The organism is Methylococcus capsulatus (assembly GCF_036864975.1).
Lineage (GTDB): Bacteria > Pseudomonadota > Gammaproteobacteria > Methylococcales > Methylococcaceae > Methylococcus.
On the sequence record NZ_CP104311.1, the window covers coordinates 1,931,409 to 1,951,417 of the forward strand.

The window sequence follows — 20,009 nt, forward strand, 5'->3', positions numbered from 1 at the left end:
TATCGCTGTGTCATCGGTGCGGAGGCGCCGCTTCCGCCTGTATTAAAATGCCGGCTCCGAAAGTCAGAAATCTCAAAGCCGTGCCGGCCATCGTATTGTCCACCCTCAACGCGCGTTTCATCCATGCATCGCTCGGCCTTCGCTGTCTGCTTGCCAACCTGGGTGAGTTGCGGCCCGATGCCGTGCTGGCCGAATTCGTCATCACCGACCGGCCGGCGGAAGTCGCAGAAAAACTGCTGGCCTTGCATCCGCGCATTCTGGGGCTGGGCATTTACATCTGGAACGTCGAAGAGACCACCCGGCTGGTCGCGCTGCTCAAGGCCGTCAGGCCGGAGCTGGTCGTTGTGCTCGGCGGGCCGGAGGTCAGCCATGAATGGGAAGAGCAGCCGATCGCCCGGCTGGCGGATTATATCGTCGGGGGACCCGGCGAGCTGGTGTTTCCCCGCCTGTGCCGGGACATCCTGAGCGGGACGCCACCGGCCGGGCGCTTCCTCCGCGCCGAGCTGCCGGACCTCGACGCTTTGGAACTGCCCTATGCCTGTTACGACGAGCACGACATCGCCCACCGCCTGATTTACGTCGAGGCCTCGCGAGGCTGTCCATTCAAGTGTGAGTTCTGCCTGTCGGCACTGGACCGGACTGCCCGGCCGTTCGAGACCGGCCGTTTCCTGGCCGCTATGGAAGGGTTGTACCGACGGGGCGCGCGGCATTTCAAGTTCGTCGACCGGACCTTCAATCTCAATATCGGTACGAGTCTGCGCATCCTCGAATTCTTCCTGGACAAAGCCGACCCGTCCTTGTTCCTGCATTTCGAGGTGATTCCGGATCATCTGCCGGATCGTTTGAAGGAGGCGCTGGCACGCTTTCCACCGGGAGCCCTGCAACTGGAAATCGGTGTGCAGAGTTTCGACCCGGAGGTGCAGGCGCGCATCAGCCGCCGGCAGGACAATGCCGCGACCGAGGCCAATCTGCGCTGGCTGAGGCGGCATACCCACGCCCATCTGCACGTCGATCTGATCGCTGGTCTGCCGGGCGAGACGCTGGAGGGCTTTGGCCGTGGCTTCGACCGCCTGATCGCTCTCGACCCCCATGAAATCCAAGTCGGTATTCTGAAGCGTCTGCGCGGTGCGCCGATCGACCGCCACAGCCGATCCTGCGGTATGCGCTACAACCCTTATCCCCCTTACAACGTGGTGCGGACCGACGTCATGGATTTCATGGCTCTGCAGCGCCTGAACCGCTTCGCCCGTTATTGGGACCTGGTCGGGAATTCCGGACGCTTCAAGGGTGTCCGGGCGATCCTGCTGGGGAGTGCGCCTTTCGCGCGGTTCATGGCATTTTCCGATTGGCTGTACGGCCGGACGAGCAAGACCCACGAGATCGCGCTTGACCGTTTGTATGATTTCGTCTTCGAATTCCTGATCGAAGCCTGTAGTGAAGACAACGCCCGGGTCCGGCAGGCCGTGGCGGCGGATTTCCGTGCCAGCGGCACCAAGCGCACCCCGCGTTGCCTGCTCGATGGGCGGACGGCCGAAACACCGCGGAGGGTCGAAAATGCAGGCAGCCGGCGTCAGATGCGCCATGGCCTGGGCTGATGGAACTCCGGATGGATGCTGGGTCGTTCTCTCGTAGCGCAATGAACTGGAAAGGTTGTCTCGATGAATCCCGATGACAAAGAATTGTTCCGGCGTGAGATGGAAGACGTGATACCGCTCAGGGTTTCGGATCATACATTCCTGCGCCCCAAAGAGCCGCCGACGCCGGGCCAGCTCTACCGACGTTCGGCGGCGCAGCGGGCGGTGGGGCGCGATGCCAATTTCCTGACCACTGATTTCGTCGAATTCGTCGCTCGCGAGGCGGTGTTGAGTTTTCGTCGCCAGGGGATTCAGCATGCGGTGTTCCGCAAGCTGGAGCAGGGTGCCTACGGGATCGAGGCGGCGCTCGACCTGCATCTCCTGAGTGTTGAGGAGGCGAGGAGGGCGGTGTTCGAGTTCATCCGTGATTGCATGAAGCACGATATGCGCACGGTGCTGATCAATCATGGCAAGGGCGGGCGGGAGGCCGGTAAGCCGACCTACCTCAAGAGTTACGTGGCCCGCTGGCTTCCCCAACTCGACGAAGTGCTCGCCTTCCACAGCGCCCAGCGCTGGCACGGCGGCACCGGCGCCGTGTACGTCATGTTGCGGAAGAGTGAAAGGCAGAAGCAGATCACTCGCCAGAAGTTGGGTCTGACCTCGGTCAAGCCAAAATGAGCGCAGCACCGGAATCCGTCGCGGCGCGCTTTCTGCCAGCAAACGAGGGGTGTCGGCTCGAGCCTTTGGGCGAAGGGCTCATCAACCAAACTTGGCTGGTGTCGCCGGCCGCATCGCCCCGCTTCGTGTTGCAGCGCCTCAATGCCCGGGTGTTTGCGCATCCTGGCCGTATCGCCGCCAATCTTCGCCGCATTCAGCAGAGGGTTCGGCAAGGCCATACCGGGCTCGCCGAGCATTGGCCGGATCTGATCGCGCCACGGGAAGGCGGCGATGCGTTCGTCGATGCCGAAGGCGGCCACTGGCGGGCGCTGCGCTACATCGAAGGCAGCCGGGTGCTGGAGCGGCTTGCGACGGAACGCCAGGCCCTGGAGGTCGGCCGGGTACTGGGGGCGTTCCACGCCGCGCTGGGCGAGATCGATTACACGGAGTTGGAAGATACATTACCGGATTTCCACATCGCACCGGCGTATCTCGCCCAGCTGGATGCTGTCCGGAGATCGGCCGAGCCGGGCAATCCTGCGGTGCGCCAGTTTCTGGATTTCGTCGATGCGCGGCGGGATTTCGTACCGGTGCTGGAACGGGCCAAGGCGGCGGGCCGTTTGCGTCCGCGCGTCATCCATGGCGACCCGAAGCTGGCCAACATCCTGTTCGACCGGCAAGGCGAGCGCGCCCTTGCCCTCATCGATCTCGACACTGTCAAGCCGGGGCTGGTGCATTACGACATTGGCGACTGCCTGCGCTCATGCTGCAACCGCTCCGGTGAGTCTCCCCAGCTCCCCGGGGCGACGCGCTTCGATCTGGCGCTGTGCGAGGCCATCCTTAAGGGCTACCTCCAGGCGGCAGGAGACATGTTGACGGCGGAAGACCGCGAACATTTCTACGACGCCATCCGGCTGATTCCGCTCGAGCTCGGCATCCGTTTCCTGGCCGACCATCTGGCCGGTGACGTGTACTTCCGCACGGAAAGCCGCGGCCAGAATCTCCACCGGGCGCGGGTGCAGTTCAAGCTGGTGGAATGCATCGAAGCAGACGAGGCGGCGATACGGCGGATCGTAGCCGCGTCCTCGCCTTCGATGGAAACCGCCGAAGGTTGATTGTGCAGCGTGCTCGCCGTCACTGTCCTGCTTTCAGTCTCTCCCAATAATCCGTGTACTGGCCGATCGCTTCGCCGAGGTCCACCTGGTACTCCCCGCGTTCCAGGACGTCCGCCGGCGGGTAGATCACGGGATCGTTCCTGATCTCGGGCGGCAGGATGGCAACGGCGGCGGCATTCGGGGTGGCATAGCCGACGGTCTCGCTTATCAACCGGGCCACTTCCGGCCGCAGCAAGTAGTCGATGAGCGTGTGCGCTTCATCCGGGTGTGCGGCATTCTTGAGGACCGCCAGGTTGTCCATCCACAACAGCGGCCCTTCCGCGGGCTGAACGAAGCGAATCGCCGGGGCTTCCCGCCCGGCCAGATAGGCCACGCCGTTCCAGATCATCCCCGCGTCCACTTCGCCAGTGATGAATAGAACCTGCGGTGCGTCGGAGCTGAACAGGCGCACGTTGGGCATCAGTTCGCGCAATTTGAGATAAGCCGCTTCGATGTGGGCGGGATCGGTCGAATTGACCGGCAGCCCCAGCACCAGCATGGCCATATGGAACACCTCCCGCATATCATTGGGCAGCAGCAGAGCGCGGTGGAACCGCGGCTGCCAGAGATCGGCCCAGGCATGCAGACTGGCAGGGTTGATCCGCTCCGCATTGACCCCGATTCCGGTCATTCCCCACAGATAGGGCACGCTATAGCGGTTGCCGGGATCGAACGGCAGGTGAAGCCGCGCGCGATAAACGAACACGAAATTGTGAGATAAATCGTCCATGACGATTTTGCGCGTGGGGAAACATAATAACCTCATGAGCAACGCATGTGCCGCGTAGATCACGTCCAGCTCCGAATGATCAGTTCACCGCTCGATCCGCGGGATCGCTTACCGCCACCGACTGAGTAACAGAGCTCGGCGTGTTTCGTCGGCAGCCCTTCGAATGCCGCCCGCATCTCTGGGATATCGTTCACCGAGATAACCATCCGTCCCTCGATCGTCCGAGCCAGCTCCGCCATACGGACGTAATTCTCCACCCCGTAACCTTCCGTGCCCCAATAGGGCGGGTCGAGATAGAACAGTGTGTGCGGCCGGTCGTAGCGGCAGATGCATTCCTCCCACGGCAGATGTTCGATGGTGGTTCGTGACAGCCGCAAGTGTGCCGCCAACAGCTCCTCCTCGAGGCGCATGAAGTTAAGCCGGGGACCGGATGTGGTCGACGTGCCGAAGGTCCTGGACTCCACCTTGCCGCCGAACGCCAGCTTCTGCAGATAGAAGAACCGGGCCGCCCGCTGGATGTCGGTTAGTGTTTCCTCGGGCGTGGCGTTCATCCATTCATAGATCTGCCGGGAAGTCAGCGCCCACTTGAACTGGCGGACGAACTCTTCGAGGTGATGCTGCACCACCCGGTACAGGTTGACCAGTTCGCCGTTGATGTCGTTGATGACCTCGCACTTGGCCGGTTCTTTTAGGAAGAACAGCGCCGCCGCGCCACAGAACGGTTCGACGTAGCAGTCGTGCGCAGGGAACAAAGGAAGGATATGCCGCGCGAGCCGGCGCTTACCGCCGATCCAGGGGAAGATAGGTTTCGCATATTGCATAGGACGCAATACTATTTCAGAAACGTTAGAAATCCACTAGGCTTGCCACACCGAGTGGCCATTCGGTGGCAGCCTTGGGTTGGCTTGCAGGTATACGCTGCGGGTCAGCTGGCTGGCCGGGTGCTCCAACACTCGGCCGGCCGCTGTCTTTCATATCTTCAAATCCACATCGATCGACGCCGGTGTTCCGCTGGTTTCAATCTCATCCTTCTTGCTCCAGGACTGGGTATAGATCCGGTTCACCTGGCCGATCAATCCGCCGGCGAACCGTTTGAATGTCTCCACATCCATCGGCACATTGACGTTGGCGTAGTCACGCCAGGCGAATCCTTCCGGCAGCGGCACGCCGGCGCCGATGGCGGCCAGCACTGCGGTCATGTTGGCGATCGACTGCGGATCGGTGGCGAAGGTCGCGCCCTCAAATTCATAACCTTCGGCCAGCAGCTCAGCGCGTCTCGCGTTGACCTGATCCTGCTTTAGCCGCCGCAGCTCCGGCATCGGGAGGGTGGCCCTATAGCGCATGGATCGCCACCGCGTGGTCCAGGCAGGGAAACGCCAGGACGACCAACTCATACCGCCCCGGCACGTCGGCGACGAACTCTAGCGTGCCGCCCTCGACGGCAAACGTATCCCGCACCGGCCCGTACAGCTCGATCGTGCATGGATCGGGCAGTTGGCTTAGCGTGGCGACGTCCTCGCCATTGGCCAGGATGGTCGCCACATCGAGCAGCGTTGCCTGCGGCGGCCGCTCCAATCCGCCCACCGGCCCGATGTAATGGCGGTCCGGATACCAGGCACCCTCGATAACGTGCCGGTCCGGTCCGAGGTAGAGCTGGGCATAGGCATCCGGGATCGATTTCGGCAGCTCCAGGATCCGGCCGGTCGAAGGCTGGTACACAGTCCAATAGATCGCGCTCATGACCGCTTCAGCTCCACGATCGCCAAGCTAGAATTGATGTTCGGTGGGCTGCCGTTGTAGTTCTGGAAGACATGCACCGTGTAATTGAAGGCGGCGGTGGCTGGGGGCGACGAGTCGATCCAGGCGATGGTCTGGGACTTGCCGATTGAACTGACGTTGGTGATGATCCGGTCGGACACATCCACGATGGTCGAGCCGTCCCGTTTGATGGCACTGGCGCCGGTATAGTCGGTGCCCAGATCCATCCACTGTTGCCACGCCAGCAGCAAGAACTTCCCGCGCAGCGAGGCATTGGCCACGGCAGGGATGTTCCAGCTGCTGGTCTGCACCCAGGTGTTGTACGCCGTGGATACCAGGCCCGACGCCCCCTGCAGCACCGATAGCGCATTTAGCGCCAGCTTCAGCGTGCCCAGGGTCGAGTCCGACATAAAACTGTCGACGTTGCCCGAGGTCAGAAGATCCAGCGTCGCATAGGCACCCTGGCCGACGATGGCAGCGGCCGTCTTGTAAGCCGTCACGTCCGACACCACCTGCCACAGCGTGCCGGTCCAGGTCGCCCAGGTCTTATTCGCGGTGTCGAACCAGAGATCCCCCGCCGTGGGCGAAGCCGGCGTCCCCGACTGGATGAATATCTTGTTGCGGGTTGCATCCGCCGGTGGTTTGGTCCCGGTGACATTGTCGTAGGGGACGGTCGGCGCGGCGCTTTCCGGCCCCGGTGCGCTTTGAGACGGGTGCCAGGCGCTGGACTGGCCATAGGTGTCCAGATCGCGGTACCAGCTCGCGCGAGCCGCGATGCTGCCGGTCGGCATGGCGGCGATGGCGGTATAGCCCGCGCCGGGCGTATCGCGTCGCACCAGGAACCCGGTTGCATTTTCCCGGTAGAGTGCGAGCGCCATCTACAGCAGCTCCGAAAATTCCAGGCCGACGGTATGGGCGTTGAGGTACGGATCTTCGATCTCACTGAGTTCGCGCATCCTGCAGAACATGTTGCGCTGGGCCTGATAGGTCGTGTCGTCCGGATCGGCGATCAGGAGATACTCACGGTGGTCGCCCTGCGACCGCATCATCGGCAGCAGCACACCCCAGGCATCGGCATCGGGCAGAAAGTCGAAGCGGGCCCGGAACACCCGCCGCAGCGGCTTGACGTTGAAATCCTCGTAGCCGCTCAGGGACTCGGCCACCTCCGTTTTGCTCTCGATCCGGAGTGAGGCGCCCCATTCGATGTTGTTCTCCGGGCTCGGTTGCCAGCCGGCGCCGATGAATATGCGGCCCATCTCCGGATTCGAAGCCCCCGTCAGCGTCAGCCGCCAATAGCGGGCGACCACGGCCGCGGGCAGCGCTCGCAGATAGCTGGTATCGGCATAGGTCGGCAGCGTGGTCGTGTCGTAGGCGATGCTCGAAAAGTTGCTGACCGCCGAGCCCTCCAGCCGCACCGTGGACGCATTGTGGTCCTTGATGCCGAATGCCCGGATGGCGGCATCCGGCACACCGAGATCGATGTAAATCTGCCCGGTCAGACCGGTCGCGCGCGCCTTGCTGCCGGCGTAACGGTTCTGGAGGTTCGTCAGCGGATAGCTCGCATTCCAGCCGGTCCCGCCCAGGGTAGCGATGTCGATCAGGTTGGCGTAGCCGATCACGATAGGCTGCATGTCATCCCCACAGGATCAGGTCGAGGCGGTTGCGTTGGAAATCCGGCTGGGTCATCACCACTACCTTGGCGCGCCCCGCCGGATAGCCGCATTGATCGGATACCAGGACGACCTCCGAGCCGAGGTCGATCAGGTCCATCCACGCGTCAGGCGCTCCCAGCGTCACCGCAATCGGATCATGGCAGTCGTCGAACCGGGCTCGCCGGCGCGTACCTTCGGCCAGACACTGGCTGATGCCGTTCTGGTAGCTGGTGAGGGTGGTCTTCTCGGCCAAGGGACGGTTCGCTTTGACGGACGGTACCGAGATCACCTGGTCCCGGCTGGCCTTGTCCCACCACTGCGCCCGGGCGGGTTGCTCCTGGGCCTGTCCGGTCAGATTGGCGTTGGGCTGCACCGCGTAGTTCCAGTCGCCCTGCACCGTGACCTCCCACAGCGGCCGCTGGACCGGCCCGACCGGTCCGAATTCCTGGATGTGCTCGTCGGTGATGGTCGCCACCGGATTCCCTGCCGGGCCGTCGAAGCGGCGGACCCGGAACCGGTTCAGGTTGTCGAATCCCCACCAGGCGCCGACCGAAATGCAGATCCGGTCCAGCACGCCGGCGATGGTTTCGCCGTCCCCCACCAGGATGCCGAGTGAGCCGGCATTCGCCGCATCGAGGTCGAGGAAATCCTGCTCGACCCAGTCGGCGGCGGTGTAGCCCAGTGACTGCAGTATCCGCTTGAGGATCCCGGCCGCGGAGATCTGGGTGTAATCCCACTTCTCCGCCGCGCAGACCGCCAGGGTCCGGAACGGCTCGCGCTCCAGCTTGATGTAAGTCGGTCCCGCCTTATAGATGTTGTAGCCCCCGGCACCGACCGTGGATGATTTGAAGGCCGACAGGCTGGTGTATTCCGTGCCGCGGGTGAGGAAAGTCCCACCGTCGAAGACGTTGACGATGTCGTCGAAGGCAGAGGTGCTGATTTCGTAGATCTGCAGCGACGTGTTCACGCACGGCGGCGTGATCGCCGCCAGCCGGCCGAAGCCGAGCGGACGCTGCTTGCCCTTTTGATCGTCCGGGGTGCCGTCCAGTCCGTCGGGCAGGACGTTGGTGCCGCCGTAGGAGAGGGTCTGCAGCGGCGTCTTCAGGGTTTCCTCACGGCCGCGCAGGCGGATCGCCACCCGGTTGGGTTCGAAGCTGGCGGTTTCGACGGTGGCCTTGAGCCGGGTCGTGAAGCTGGCGTAGGGCGCCCCGGCTTCTCCGACCTTTAGCGTCAATTCGTAACCGCCGAAGTAGTAATCGCGCAAGGCCTTGAGCTGCCCGCTGGCATTGACCAGGGTCAACGCCCCGTAGCTGGCCGACACATGGCCGCCCACCACGTCGGTGGGGATCTCCCGGCGCAGCGTGGCCGGTTGCTGGATCAGGGGCTCGTACAAGATTCCGCCGTTGTCGTAGCCATCCGCCCCCGAGCTGTAGCGCAAGGTGCGGATACCCGGCAATGTTGGGTCGTAGCAGGTGATCTCGGCGAGGTAGATGCGCTGGGACGCGGGCGGGATGAAGACTCGGCCGACACTGAGGTCGGCCGATGCGGCGGCGCTGGCGGCCAGGCTGCCAGCCAGCCGGATCGACGTCGTGAGGCTCGCCGAGGCCGAGGCCACCGAGGACATCGCACCGGCCGGCGCGATCTGCGTGGACAGGCCAGCAGCAGCCGTTGCCACGCTGGCGGAATCTCCCGCCAGCGGGATCTGCGTGGTCAGGTTGCCGGACAATGTGGCGATCCCGGCCGCATTGCCAGAGAGGGCAATCCCCGTGCTTAAATCCGCCGATGCACTGGCCTGGGCCTGGATCGCCCCGTCCAGCACGACGGAGAAATAGGCTGCGGCTGCGGCCGCGGCGGTGGCGGCGCCCTGCAATGCGATGCCCGTGGTCAGGTCGCCCGCCAGTGTGGCGCTGGCCGCCAAATCGCCACTGAGAGCAATCGTAGTGGTCAGATCGGCAGCGGCCGTCGCGACCGCGGCGGCATCGGACGCTAAATTGATCTGTGGTGTGTAGTAGACCGTGATCCGTACAGCATCAACCGACGCGGTCCGGACAAATGTGCTATTCGTCGCGATGGCAGCGCCGAAACTGGCTGCATTGATGTCGGCTGCCGTCCAGGTCTCGCCCCACAGATCGGACGAACCGCCGTAACTGGCGAACGCGTCCGTCGTCGGCCAATCCGTCGTAACGGATTTGTCCGTCGCGCCGACGGTGCCCGCTTTGACGATGCGGACCGCTTTGTCTTTGACGGTTGACCCGGAGGCTTTCCTCTCCCACTCAACAACGATGCCTTCGATGACTGCCCCGGTGGGGATCGAAAATCCGAACCCCGTGGCTTTTAGATACTGGGTCCCGTTCGAATAGGCTGTTGAGTACGAGTCGTCGCCCGCGCCGGCGTTGCCCGGATTGCTCCAGACATTACCCGCCAGCGCGCTATCGCTGACCGCGGTGGACGCGTAATTAGGGCCTGCCGTTGCCACTGCGGTTCCTATCCCTGATGCGGCCGGCGCTTAGTTGTCGATCTGGACCGTCAGAGCGCCCGCCGCAAACGTCGGGGCGGGATCGCCGTTGTTGACGGTCTTGGCCGCGCTGAGCGCACCCCAGACCAGTAGATTGCCGGCAGCGGCCGCATCGAAAATACCGAAGTGGGTGATCGAACCCCAGTTTGCGGTCGGCGCGGGAAACGCGATCGTAGCCGCGTTGCTGATCGTGCCGCCGGTGCCGGAGCTGGCGCCGGTGGTATTGCCGTGGGTGCCGTTCCAGGCCGTCAGCCCGGAGGTGACGGCAACCCGAGCATACGAACCGCCGGCCACCTCTGTGCCTCCACCGGTATCGCTGGGCGCGGCGGTTAACAGTGCGATGTAGAGCGTTGCCGGCGGGGCATACGCTGTGGCCCGGAACAGGTCGTCGAGCAATTTGTTTTCGAGGTAGTTGGATAAAGCGGTCATGGTTGTCTCCTAGCTAGGATTACGAGGCATAACGGGACCGGCGCTCCATCTCGTCCAGGTGCGCCAGCATTTGGTTCATCACTATGAGCAACTGCGAGAATCCCGCGCTCTGCACGTTGACCCCAGCTTTCGATTCGCGCCGGATCGATTCCAGTGCTTCTTTCAATCCCTTGAGTTCGGTGCCGGATTGGTTGGCTTCGATGCGGCTGAGGCGCTCTTCGATCTGGGCGGTTTGGCGGGATGGGGTGGACCTGGTCGGCGGCTGGTGGCCGACGAAGGGCATGTCGATCGCGGGCGAACTGGCCGCCGGCTTGAGCATCAGGCTCTGGACGGCCGAGGCGGCGTTCGACCAGGTCGGCGGTAGGTCGAGGATGTTGGCGTAGGCGCCGTGGGCGTCGTTCGCCGCCGAGAACATCGACAGCAGCTGACGTGGATCGAACGGCAGGCCGCCGAGCAGCTGCTGGATCTGGTCGATGGTCTTCGCGGCAGAGCCGCTCCCACGGATTGCAGAGTCGCCCCCGCTGACGGCGGCGAGGATGCGCGCGGTTTCGTCTGCGGTGTGGACGTAGCCGGGGCGGTTGAAATTGATGAGCTCAGGGCCGAGTTCGCCGACGAGAGCGAGCCCGCCGCGATAATGGCCGCCGGCGGCATGATGCGGGAGGGGATCGCCCGAGCCGCCCGCAGTCGGGGCCGTCGGCTCGTACACGCCGGGGTCAGGATCAGGGGGCGCGGTGACGTTGACGCCCTGGCTGCGCAGCCATTCGACCAGTGACCCGATGGCGGCCGTGTTGGCGCCGACGACACCCGCGAGCGAGTCGAGGAACGTCTGGTATTGCCGCTGAGCCGTCTCATAGGCTTTCGCCAGATTCTGATCAAGCGTTTGTAGCTCTTTGACGGTTTCGGCCTTAAGTGCTTGCACGTCCGGCCTTGAATCCAGATCCTGCGCGGCTTTGATCTGTTCGTCGGCTTTCGTGCGGATTGCTTGTATCTGGGATTCGGCGGTCGCCCTGAGTCCAGATACGATGTCCTCGGAGGCCGTGCGCTGACTGGCGAGATAGTCTTGGGATGCCTGCTGAGCCGCCTTGATCTGCTCTTGAACCAGTCGCTGAGCTTCTTTGTTTTCTTGGGCTTGCTGCTTGCGCAGCTCTTTGAGCTGGGACTCGACGCTGTCTGGGCTGGTGACGTTCGTATTGCCAATCCGAGTCGCGTCGGACTGGATTCGGTTATAGGCCTCAGCGTAGCCGGGGCCGGAGCCATAGTAGTCCTTGGCTGCCTGGCGGTAAGCCTCGGCATCTTGCTGATACCGGGCCGCCGCTTCGGCATCCGTTGGCGCTTTCGCCGCCGTCGCTTCGTACTGCGCCTTGGCCGCTTCCAGCCGGGCCTTCGGGGACAGCGGTGAATCCGCCGACGTCATCAAGCTCTTGGCGTAGTCGGCGATTCCCTTGATCGCGCTCTTGAGCTGGTTCGCTACCTGGAGCTGCTCGTTCAATGCATCCAGCGCGGCCTGTTGGGCCTCCTGTCGGATCTCAGCAGCAACGTCCGCGGCCTCTTGGATCGCGGACGTCTGGGCTTCGAGCCTTTTGCTTTCCGCCTCGGTGATCGCCGCCAGTCGATCGTTTTCGGCTTGGATGGCCGCGTTGAGCGTGGTGTTGACCGCGTCGATCTCGGCTTGCATGCGGGTCTGGATCGCCTGCACCTCCGCCTGGACCGCTTGTTGGATCAGTGCCAGCTCGGCCTGGTACCGGGCCATCACGGCAGCCTGCACGCCTTGAATCAGCGCGATTTCCCTGCTGATGTCGGTACCGCCGCCGGCACGGTAATCGGCGAGCTTCTGCTTGGCCTTGTCGACGTTCTGCCCCGCCAGGTCGGCGACGGCCTGGGGCCCGCGGAGCTCGGCGATCTGCTGGGCGATAGACTGACGAGCCTGCTCGATGCCGGACGTCATCTGCTCCCAGAGGTTTTTCATCGACTGGGCGAGCGCGGCGCCGACCTGGTCCATGCCGACGCCGAGGGTCTTGGCGTCCTCGTACAGACCCTTGAACTGATCGCGCAGCCCATTGAACGCGATCGTGTTGGTATCGAGCACGCCGGCCATTTGCTCCAGGCCGTGGACGAAGTCGTCCTTGAGTTTCTTTTTCGCCGACTCCGTGGCCTTGTCCACATCTTCGACGGATTTGCCCAGGGCAATGGCGTCCTCGCGTAAGGTCTTGGCCTGGTCATCGATGGCCTTGAGCGCTGCGGCAGCGCCGGACACGCTCTCGCCCGCGAACTGTTTCAGCGTGTCGTCGAACTGGTCCTTGAGTTTCTGCTTTGCCTTCTCCGTCGCCCGGTCGACGTCCTCCACCGACTTACCCAGGGCAATCGCGTCCTCGCGAAACGCTTTGGCTTGGTCGTCGATCGCCTTGAGCGCTGCGGCAGCGCCGGACACACTCTCGCCCGCGAACTGTTTCAGCGCATCGTCGAACTGGCCATTGAGGGCATCGGTGGCAGCCTTCTGGTATTGGTTCAGCTCGTCGACGCTGATGCCCAACTCGTTCGCGCCGTCGCGCGCCCAGCTGAAATAGTCGGTGATCTCTTTCAGCTTCGCCGCGAATTGGGACGCGCCCTGCCCAGCATAGGCCTGGGCTTGATCGAGCACCTCCTGTTTCTGCTGCTCCTTGCGCTGCTGCTTTGCCGCATCGATATCCACCTGACCGATACCCAAGGCGTCGAGCGAATCGCGCCCGTTCTCCAGTCGCTTGATTTCCTTGGCCAGCTTCTTGGGATTCTTGATTGATGCCTTGGCTTCGTCGATCTGCTTCTGCCAATAGGCGTCCCAACCCGTCTGCCACTGCTTCAACATCTCCGGATTGCCGGCAAGATCAGGGTTGTCTAGTTGCTTGAGCAGCCCTTTGGCTTCTTTCTTGTCGGCGCCGGTGAGCGACACGAAATCGCCGTAATTCAGCAGGTTTTTGCCCCGCTGAGCCTCTGCTTTGTTCTGCTTTGCGAGTTCGGCGACGTTGTTGCGCTGGTCCTGGGCGATCTGGTCGAAGCTCTGCATGTCGTTGAAGACTTTCGAGCCGATCGATTGCGGCTTGCCGAGCAGCTGATTGACGCGGTCCTGCGTGTTGTATTCCGCCGCCTTCAGGAATTGGTCGACCTTCTTGTGCACGTCGTCGACCGACACCCCGAATTTCTTGGCGATGTCCTCCATCTGCTGGAACGACTGCACCAGCTTGGCGAACGCATCCGTGTTTGGCGTCAGCTCGCCGAGGAAGGTGCGCAGCGCGCCGGCCTCCTTCATATTGCCGAAGAAGGTCTCGGCGCTGCCGCCGGACAGGTCCAGGGATTTGCCGATCACTTTGAAGGAGGAAGCGCCGGCCGCATATTTGCGCACCTCCTCCGCGGCCTTGATGTTGTCGCCGAACGCTTGGAGGTCGCCGGACAGCATCACCACCGCTTTCGTCAGCGGGTCGGCCATCTGGCTCGTGACGGCCGGTTGCTGAAACAGTCGCATGACGCCGATGCTGACCGCCTGGGCCATGTATTTGTTGGCCTCGGAATCTGCCTTCATCCGGGCGGAATAGAGCCCAGGAATCTGCATGCCGAAATAGCCTTCATGCTGGCGCATGTTGAGATTGAAGGCGGGCAGCTGGACGGCCAGCGTCTTTTCGAGATCCGTCAAAGGCTGGAACAGCTTGGTGGCGAAATTCCCCAGAAAGGCCAGATTGCCGCCATTGCGCTCGGCCTGTTTGTTCAAGGTCCAGCTATCGTTCTGCCAGGAATACTGGGCCGTGGCGTCTGGCTGCCCCTTTTTGATTGAGGACATGACTGCGGCGACGACGGCGGCGACGACGACCCCGATGCCGGTGGACGACAAGGCCGTCAGCAGCGTGCTTTCGGCGACCGTGGCGCCGAGCATCCCGCCGGTGGCGGCGGCATAGCCTGCCACCCCGCCCACGGCGCCACCCACCATGCCGCCCTCGCGGCCGTAGGTATATTTCCCGCCAATCGCGTTGCCGATCATGTATCCGGTGCCGAGACCGCCTATGCCCGCACCGGCATAGCCGAGCGCGGTGCTGGCCCAGCCGGGGCCGCCCAGCCAACTGCCCGCCGTACCTGCCGCCCGTGTCCCGGCGCCGGCGGCATCCACGATGGCCACCGGCATGGCCTTGCCGCCACCGGTCGAAACGAACATATCGCCGACGTTGGCCCAGTTCGCAACGGCCGCCCCGGTATTGACGATCCCACCCACCGAGGGCGCGGCTGTGGCTCCCGAGCCACCGAACCAGCTGCCGACGGAGCCTATCAGCCCGCCAATGGAGCCGGCCCCCGACGAGCCTCCGGTGAAAAACTGCGTCACGGCGCTCTGCATCAGCTGCGACGCCATCTGCTGCAGCATCCGGCTGAACTGCTGCCCCATATTCGCCGTGGCGGACCCGAACGGGTCGAAAAACATCGAGGTGAAGATGCCCATCATGTTCTGAGCGATGCCGCCCAAATCGGACAGCATGGACTGACCGGTCTGGGTCATCTCGCCCATCATGTGATTGGCGGCTTCGGTGTGGGCCATGGCGGCCGCCGTGGCTGCGGCCTCTTCCTCGCCCATGCCCTGGGTCACGTCATAGACCGCGCTCAGGTAGGACCTCATCCGGGCCAGCGCTTCCGGCCCGTAACCGGCTTCGTGTGCAGCTTGGAGCTGGGCCAGGATCGCGAGCTGTTTCTGTTCTTCGTCCTGGGCACTTTGCAGGGCCTGGGCGTTCGTCTCTGCTTTCCGCCGGATCGCCTCGGCGATGTCGTTCTGGGTTTTGATCTCGAGCTGCTTGATCCGCTCGGCGCCTTCGTAGGCCTGGCGTTCTTCGACCAGCTGCTTGGCCAGCTTGGCGCGCTCGTCGGACTCTTTGCCGATCAAGCCGATCGAGGCCTTGCGCGCGGCTTGTTCGGCTTCGCTTGCGCCGGTGGTGTCCTGTATGTTCTGGAGCTGGTCTTTCAGTGATTGGATGAACTTGTCGCTGGCTTCGATCGCGTTCTGGTGCTCAGTCGCCGCCTTCTTGACCGCGCTGGCTTCCTCGGAGATGGCCTTTGTATGGGCCTTCTTGGTCTCCTCGGCCGATTTCTCCACAGCGATCGTTTCGAGGACTTTTTTCTTATACGCCTCGGTTTCCTGGGCATTGAACCCGAGCTGCTTGGCCCGCGATTCCGCCCACTTCCCCCAATCCTGTTTGGCTTTCGCCTGGCGCTGGTCAAGGTCGTCCATGGAGCCGGCAAACTTTTTGGTTTGCTGGCTGGACTGATCCATCGCTGCGCCAGCCTTGGTGACAGTGACCGAGAGGTCACCTATCGCCTGCTTGGCTTGGTCGGCCTTGGCCTTGAGATCGACGCCGATGATTTTGGTGGGGTCGGTGGTATTCAGCGCGCCGGCATTGCCCTGACTGCGGATCCGCAGCGCCTCGTCGTTGGCCGCGATCATGTTGGCGCGCCAAGCCGACAGGGCTTCCGCGCCGGCGAGGACAGCAAAGGTGGCGGCGCCGATCGGCCCGCCGAGCGCACCGACCGCCCGGCTGAACAGCAGCGTGCCATTGGCGGCCGCCGCGGCCTCCGCCACATAGGCGGTCATCGCGGTCACTGCCTTGACACCGATGGCGACCGCCACCACTTCACCGGCCCGGACTGCGCCGTCGGCGATCTGGTCGAAGTGGGTGGCCACTCCACTGATGGCATTGGCCACGTCCCGGCTGGCGCCGGCCGCCTGGTCGGCTTTGCCGATGTAGCGCTCCCAGGCGTTTTCGATCTGCTGCACCGCACCGCCGATGGTGTTGGGCATCGTCGCGGCTTCGGCCTTGAGCCGTTCGGAGGCAGCGATGATGGCGTCGAACAGCTGCGTGTTGCTGATCAGCCCGTCCGACATCTTTTGCTTGAGGTCGCCCATGCTGCCGCCCAATTGCTTGGCGACGGCATCGACCAGACGCATATTGGTGTCGGCGAGCTGGCCGAAGTCCTCCCACTGCACCGTGGATGAGGCTAGGGACTGGGAGAGCTGGGTAATGGTGGAGGATTGTTCGGCCGCGGTGGCGCCGGAGGTCTTCAGGCTGGCGCTGACCGCTTCGACGACCTTGACGAGGTCGGACTGGCTCTTGCCTGCATCGCGCGCCGCGGGGGCGATGCGGGAGTACAGCCTGGCGTTGTCGTCGAGGGCGGTGCTGTGGCGCTGCGAGATGGCAAACACCTGCGCCTGCGCCTTGGCATACTCCAGTTCGCTTTGGGTGGCGAGCCGGAGCCGGGCGGATAGGTTGGCGTAGCGGTCGGCCACATCGGCCAGTTCCCGACCAGCGCCGAACGCCGCCTGGGCGGTGACGAATTCGAGAAACTGGCGCTTGGCCGTCGCCAGCTGCGTGCTGATGGAATCCAGGCCCTGGCGGGTCTTGCCGTAAGCCGCGTCGATCCGGCCAGCGGATTCGCTGGCGGCAGAGCCAACGCGCTTGAAGCCGTTCTCGACTTCGGCGATGCCGGTTTCGACTTTCTTGTATGATGCATCGATACGGCTGGCGGATTCGCTGGCGGCGGCGCCGATGCGCTTGAATCCGCTTTCGACCTTCTCAACCCCGACCAGCGCTCCTTTCTCGTCGAGATTGAGTTTGATGCCAACTACGATAGGGCCGGCCATATGTCCTTAATCAGTCTGATGGTGCTGGGCTTTCTAGTGTTCGCGCTGGGATTCCTCAAATACGGCGCCGCCATGGTGTGGGCCGGTATCGCCGTTTTCGTCCTGGCTTGCCTGACCTCCGCCGGGCGGTTATTCCTCAGCCGCTGACTCCGCCACCGGCGGATGGAACACGGCCAAGGCCGCCGCTTCCATGACCTGGATGCCGGCGAAGATTTCATCCGCCCTTGCGCCTCGATGGCCACGGCAGCGGATCACGACGTTTACCTCCGAGGGGAATAGCCCTTCCCAGATCACTGGGCCTCCCATCGGTGGATAGTGCCGGCGCCATAATGTCCTGCAGGCAAGGAACGCCATGACCGTGTCCCAGTTGTCCTCCATGACATAGAAGTCGGCATCCGCCGGCGTTGTATCGTCATCCGCTTGTGTCAGACCGAACGCCTCCAGGTCGGCCTGGAGCGCGTGATCGGGTTGTTCGCCGCTCCGCGCCCAGTACTCGGCGGCCTCGATCAGTTTCCCAGCGCGGCCCCGCCCCGGTTGGCCTTCTGGAATTCCTCCGTGATCTTGTCGTAGGCTTTCGGCACGGCATTCAGCAGGGCGCGGACGTTATCGAAGGTGAATGCCGCGTCGGTACCGTCGTCCGCCTGAACCTCCTTCCACCCGGCCGCCAGGCGCAGGACGTGGTTGGCGTGCATGTCCAGCACCGCGGCGGTCAGCGCCGGCCCGCTGAGTTCTTCCAGCAGCTTGGCGTCTTCCCCCAGGGCAGCGTAGGCGGCGCCGATCTCCTCCACGGTCATGCGGTGGTACAGCATGGTGATCTGGTGATTGATGGGCGTGCCGGCCTCGTTGCAGACCGGCAGCATCACTTTGCGTTGGATGGGTTTGCTTAACGCTTCCTGGGTACCGAGCTTGAATGCCATCTGATTGCCTTTGGTATGGGTTTTCGTTCGTAGCCGGATGGCGGATGCGCTGGCGCTTATCCGCCCTACCGGCAGGTGATATAGATTTCGTCGTTGCCGAGCACGCGCTGGCAATCGAACGAAAGCGTGTTGGTGGATATGCCCTGGTCTTCGCCGTAGTCGATTTCGGTCGGGGCGGCTTTGGGGATGTCGATGCGGACGGAACCGCCATTGCTGTCCGGCTGCTCGATGCCGATGGCGCCGGAGCCGTTGTTGGCAAGCAGCGTCCAGGGATCGAACTGTGCGACGAGCGCGGCATCCAGGGTGAGGGAGCCGGAGGCGGCGCGGTCGGTGATGTTGATGCCCTGGTAGCCGACCACGGAGCGGTAAGCGGGTTTCTGGCCAAGGTCGAAGGAGAACTTGCCCATCTGCAACCCACTGGCCCCGCCCGTGAACTGTTTGCCGAACGCCTGGCCGTAGGTGCGGCCAAACCCCACTTCGAACGGATCGACCCAGTTGGACACGATCACGCCGGTTTCCGAGGCATCGGCCACGCCGGCGTACAAGCCGATCATCTCGAAATCGTACATGCCGGTGTCTTTGGCCGAGGCATCGCCCTTGACGTTGCCGCGGCAGCCCACCAGCTTGTGACGCACCTGGTTGCCTTCGTTGTAATAGAAGGTTGCGGCATCCATGGTCAGGATGTCCGACACCGGGTTATAGCGGGCGAACGGATCGATCGAGTAGAGCGAGGTAGCGTCCGGCGTGACGGTCCACGGCCGGTCGACCGTCGCCACTTTGGTGCTGCCGACGTAATCGATGATCGTGGCGGACTGACCGTTACCGATGCCGCCCGTGATTCGTACCTTGGCGCCGAGATAGACGTCGTCGACGCTGGAGGCCGCCGCGGCCAGCTTGAGCGTAGTGGTAGTGGAACCCGCTTGCGCGGTACCGGTGACCGCTGCGGCCGAGAGGAGCTCTGCCATACCGCAGGCGCGCAGCGCGAATCCGTAAGGGGGCGGCGTGCCGGGGGTGAGCGCCGAGACCAGATCGCACTTGAACGTGATCGACCGGTACAACTCCGTGCGGATTTTCTTGCCGGTGCCCAGGGAGTTGGTGATGTACTTCAACTCTTTGGTATTGCCCTGGATCGGCTTGATGCTCAGGTCCGTCACCCGCAAAGCGTTCAGTGCGCCGGTGGGGGCGGCGTCGGTGCCGTAGGTCGACTCCAGCTTGCCGAGCAGGACTCGGTTGTTGCGCAATAGCAGTCCGCTCATGCCTGTTCTCCGTCAGTCTTCTTGCTGCGTCGGGCCGGCCTGTCCAGTGCGGCGTCGGCCGCCTCAACTGCCCCGGCCGGTTCGATCGCCGTCTCGAGCTCAACCTGCCCTTCGGCTGCGTTCACGGCCGGCGCCGGAGTTCCGGCGCCGGAGTGACTGCCAGATTCCTCATCGGGACCCGGCTCGCTCTCGACGTGTGTCTGGGTGCGTTCGGTCAGCTCGATCTGATCCGTCTCCGGATTCAGCACGTAGCTACCGCCTTTGCCGAAATGTTCGTTCGTGTGCATCGCGTCCTCACTTGGTGATGTAGTGGTTCGATTGCCAGAGGTGCAGCCACAGCACCCAGCCGTCGGTGCCGCCGACCATCTGGCCGGATCGGTAGGTGAGCTCCGTGTAGCCCGGCGCCGGGATGAAGCCCAAGAGCTTCGGCTCCACGGCCTCGCCCAGCGCTTCCACCTTGAGCAGAGCGGCTTCGCCGCGACGGTCGCTGACGTCGTAGCAGCCGAGGACGACGCCGTAGCGGTCGGTCACCCGTTGCCGGATACCGCCGGCCGACAGGGTGTTTTTCTCGGCGTCGTCACCCGGCGAAATCACCCAGGCCCATCGCGGGCCTTTCCCGCTGTTCAGCTCGGTCAGGATCTGACGGACGCTGCCGGCGATCTCGACCCGGCCGGTCAGTTCCGGCACGGTCTGGAGCTGGGCGACGACGGGTGAGATTTGCATC

Annotated in this window: 18 protein-coding genes; 4 read left to right on the forward strand and 14 right to left on the reverse strand. The window is 63.6% G+C overall.

Annotated elements, in window-relative coordinates:
- Positions 1–47: 47 nt before the first annotated feature.
- The 3 genes from N4J17_RS09570 to N4J17_RS09580 all read left to right on the forward strand — a co-directional run bounded on the left by N4J17_RS09570 (position 48) and on the right by N4J17_RS09580 (position 3,346).
- Positions 48–1,595 (forward strand): B12-binding domain-containing radical SAM protein, encoded by a 1,548-nt coding sequence (locus N4J17_RS09570; RefSeq protein WP_232470216.1) that lies wholly within the window; start codon positions 48–50, stop codon positions 1,593–1,595.
- Between the two features lie 63 nt (positions 1,596–1,658).
- Positions 1,659–2,252, forward strand: a complete 594-nt coding sequence (gene smrA, locus N4J17_RS09575; RefSeq protein WP_198321725.1) for a DNA endonuclease SmrA — start codon at positions 1,659–1,661, stop codon at positions 2,250–2,252.
- Entirely contained in the window at positions 2,249–3,346 is a 1,098-nt protein-coding gene (locus N4J17_RS09580; RefSeq protein WP_198321724.1) for a phosphotransferase enzyme family protein, read from the forward strand. Before smrA ends, N4J17_RS09580 begins: the two co-directional genes overlap by 4 nt.
- 19 nt (positions 3,347–3,365) lie before the next feature.
- Here N4J17_RS09580 and N4J17_RS09585 read toward each other — a convergent pair whose 3' ends face one another.
- From N4J17_RS09585 to N4J17_RS09625, 9 genes are all read right to left on the reverse strand, one after another.
- Positions 3,366–4,115 (reverse strand): extracellular solute-binding protein, encoded by a 750-nt coding sequence (locus N4J17_RS09585; protein ID WP_232470215.1) that lies wholly within the window; start codon positions 4,113–4,115, stop codon positions 3,366–3,368.
- Between the two features lie 59 nt (positions 4,116–4,174).
- Complete coding sequence (locus tag N4J17_RS09590; protein WP_198321723.1) at positions 4,175–4,936, reverse strand: DNA adenine methylase; 762 nt, start codon at positions 4,934–4,936, stop codon at positions 4,175–4,177.
- A gap of 150 nt (positions 4,937–5,086) precedes the next feature.
- Positions 5,087–5,458 carry a DUF4376 domain-containing protein gene (locus tag N4J17_RS09595; RefSeq protein WP_198321722.1) on the reverse strand — a complete coding sequence of 124 codons (372 nt, stop codon included), beginning with the start codon at positions 5,456–5,458 and terminating at the stop codon, positions 5,087–5,089.
- Positions 5,448–5,855 (reverse strand): hypothetical protein, encoded by a 408-nt coding sequence (locus N4J17_RS09600; RefSeq protein ID WP_198321721.1) that lies wholly within the window; start codon positions 5,853–5,855, stop codon positions 5,448–5,450. The genes N4J17_RS09595 and N4J17_RS09600 overlap by 11 nt, the downstream gene beginning before the upstream one ends.
- Positions 5,852–6,751: a hypothetical protein gene (locus tag N4J17_RS09605; protein WP_338457591.1), complete on the reverse strand. Its 900-nt coding sequence runs from the start codon at positions 6,749–6,751 to the stop codon at positions 5,852–5,854. The genes N4J17_RS09600 and N4J17_RS09605 overlap by 4 nt, the downstream gene beginning before the upstream one ends.
- Entirely contained in the window at positions 6,752–7,504 is a 753-nt protein-coding gene (locus N4J17_RS09610) for a hypothetical protein (protein ID WP_198321719.1), read from the reverse strand.
- A 1-nt stretch (position 7,505) separates the two neighbouring features.
- Complete coding sequence (locus tag N4J17_RS09615) at positions 7,506–10,001, reverse strand: hypothetical protein (RefSeq protein ID WP_198321718.1); 2,496 nt, start codon at positions 9,999–10,001, stop codon at positions 7,506–7,508.
- 30 nt (positions 10,002–10,031) lie between these two features.
- Positions 10,032–10,469, reverse strand: coding sequence for a phage tail fiber protein (locus N4J17_RS09620; RefSeq protein ID WP_198321717.1), 438 nt, complete (start codon positions 10,467–10,469; stop codon positions 10,032–10,034).
- 19 nt (positions 10,470–10,488) lie between these two features.
- Positions 10,489–17,112 carry a tape measure protein gene (locus tag N4J17_RS09625; protein WP_232470214.1) on the reverse strand — a complete coding sequence of 2,208 codons (6,624 nt, stop codon included), beginning with the start codon at positions 17,110–17,112 and terminating at the stop codon, positions 10,489–10,491.
- Here N4J17_RS09625 and N4J17_RS09630 point away from each other — a divergent pair, their 5' ends adjacent.
- The gene (locus N4J17_RS09630) at positions 17,113–17,259 is read left to right on the forward strand and encodes a hypothetical protein (protein WP_198321715.1); all 147 of its coding nucleotides are present in this window, start codon (positions 17,113–17,115) and stop codon (positions 17,257–17,259) included. It begins immediately after the preceding gene.
- Here the strand turns inward: N4J17_RS09630 and N4J17_RS09635 are convergent.
- The 5 genes from N4J17_RS09635 to N4J17_RS09655 all read right to left on the reverse strand — a co-directional run bounded on the left by N4J17_RS09635 (position 17,242) and on the right by N4J17_RS09655 (position 20,008).
- Positions 17,242–17,490 carry a DUF1799 domain-containing protein gene (locus N4J17_RS09635; RefSeq protein ID WP_198321714.1) on the reverse strand — a complete coding sequence of 83 codons (249 nt, stop codon included), beginning with the start codon at positions 17,488–17,490 and terminating at the stop codon, positions 17,242–17,244. The two genes, N4J17_RS09630 and N4J17_RS09635, sit on opposite strands and share 18 nt — an antisense overlap.
- A 128-nt stretch (positions 17,491–17,618) precedes the next feature.
- Entirely contained in the window at positions 17,619–18,029 is a 411-nt protein-coding gene (locus N4J17_RS09640; protein WP_198321713.1) for a phage tail assembly chaperone, read from the reverse strand.
- Between the two features lie 65 nt (positions 18,030–18,094).
- Positions 18,095–19,285, reverse strand: a complete 1,191-nt coding sequence (locus N4J17_RS09645) for a hypothetical protein (RefSeq protein WP_198321712.1) — start codon at positions 19,283–19,285, stop codon at positions 18,095–18,097.
- Positions 19,282–19,572 carry a hypothetical protein gene (locus N4J17_RS09650; RefSeq protein ID WP_198321711.1) on the reverse strand — a complete coding sequence of 97 codons (291 nt, stop codon included), beginning with the start codon at positions 19,570–19,572 and terminating at the stop codon, positions 19,282–19,284. Before N4J17_RS09650 ends, N4J17_RS09645 begins: the two co-directional genes overlap by 4 nt.
- Positions 19,573–19,579: 7 nt before the next feature.
- Complete coding sequence (locus N4J17_RS09655; RefSeq protein ID WP_198321710.1) at positions 19,580–20,008, reverse strand: phage tail terminator protein; 429 nt, start codon at positions 20,006–20,008, stop codon at positions 19,580–19,582.
- Position 20,009: the final 1 nt, after the last annotated feature.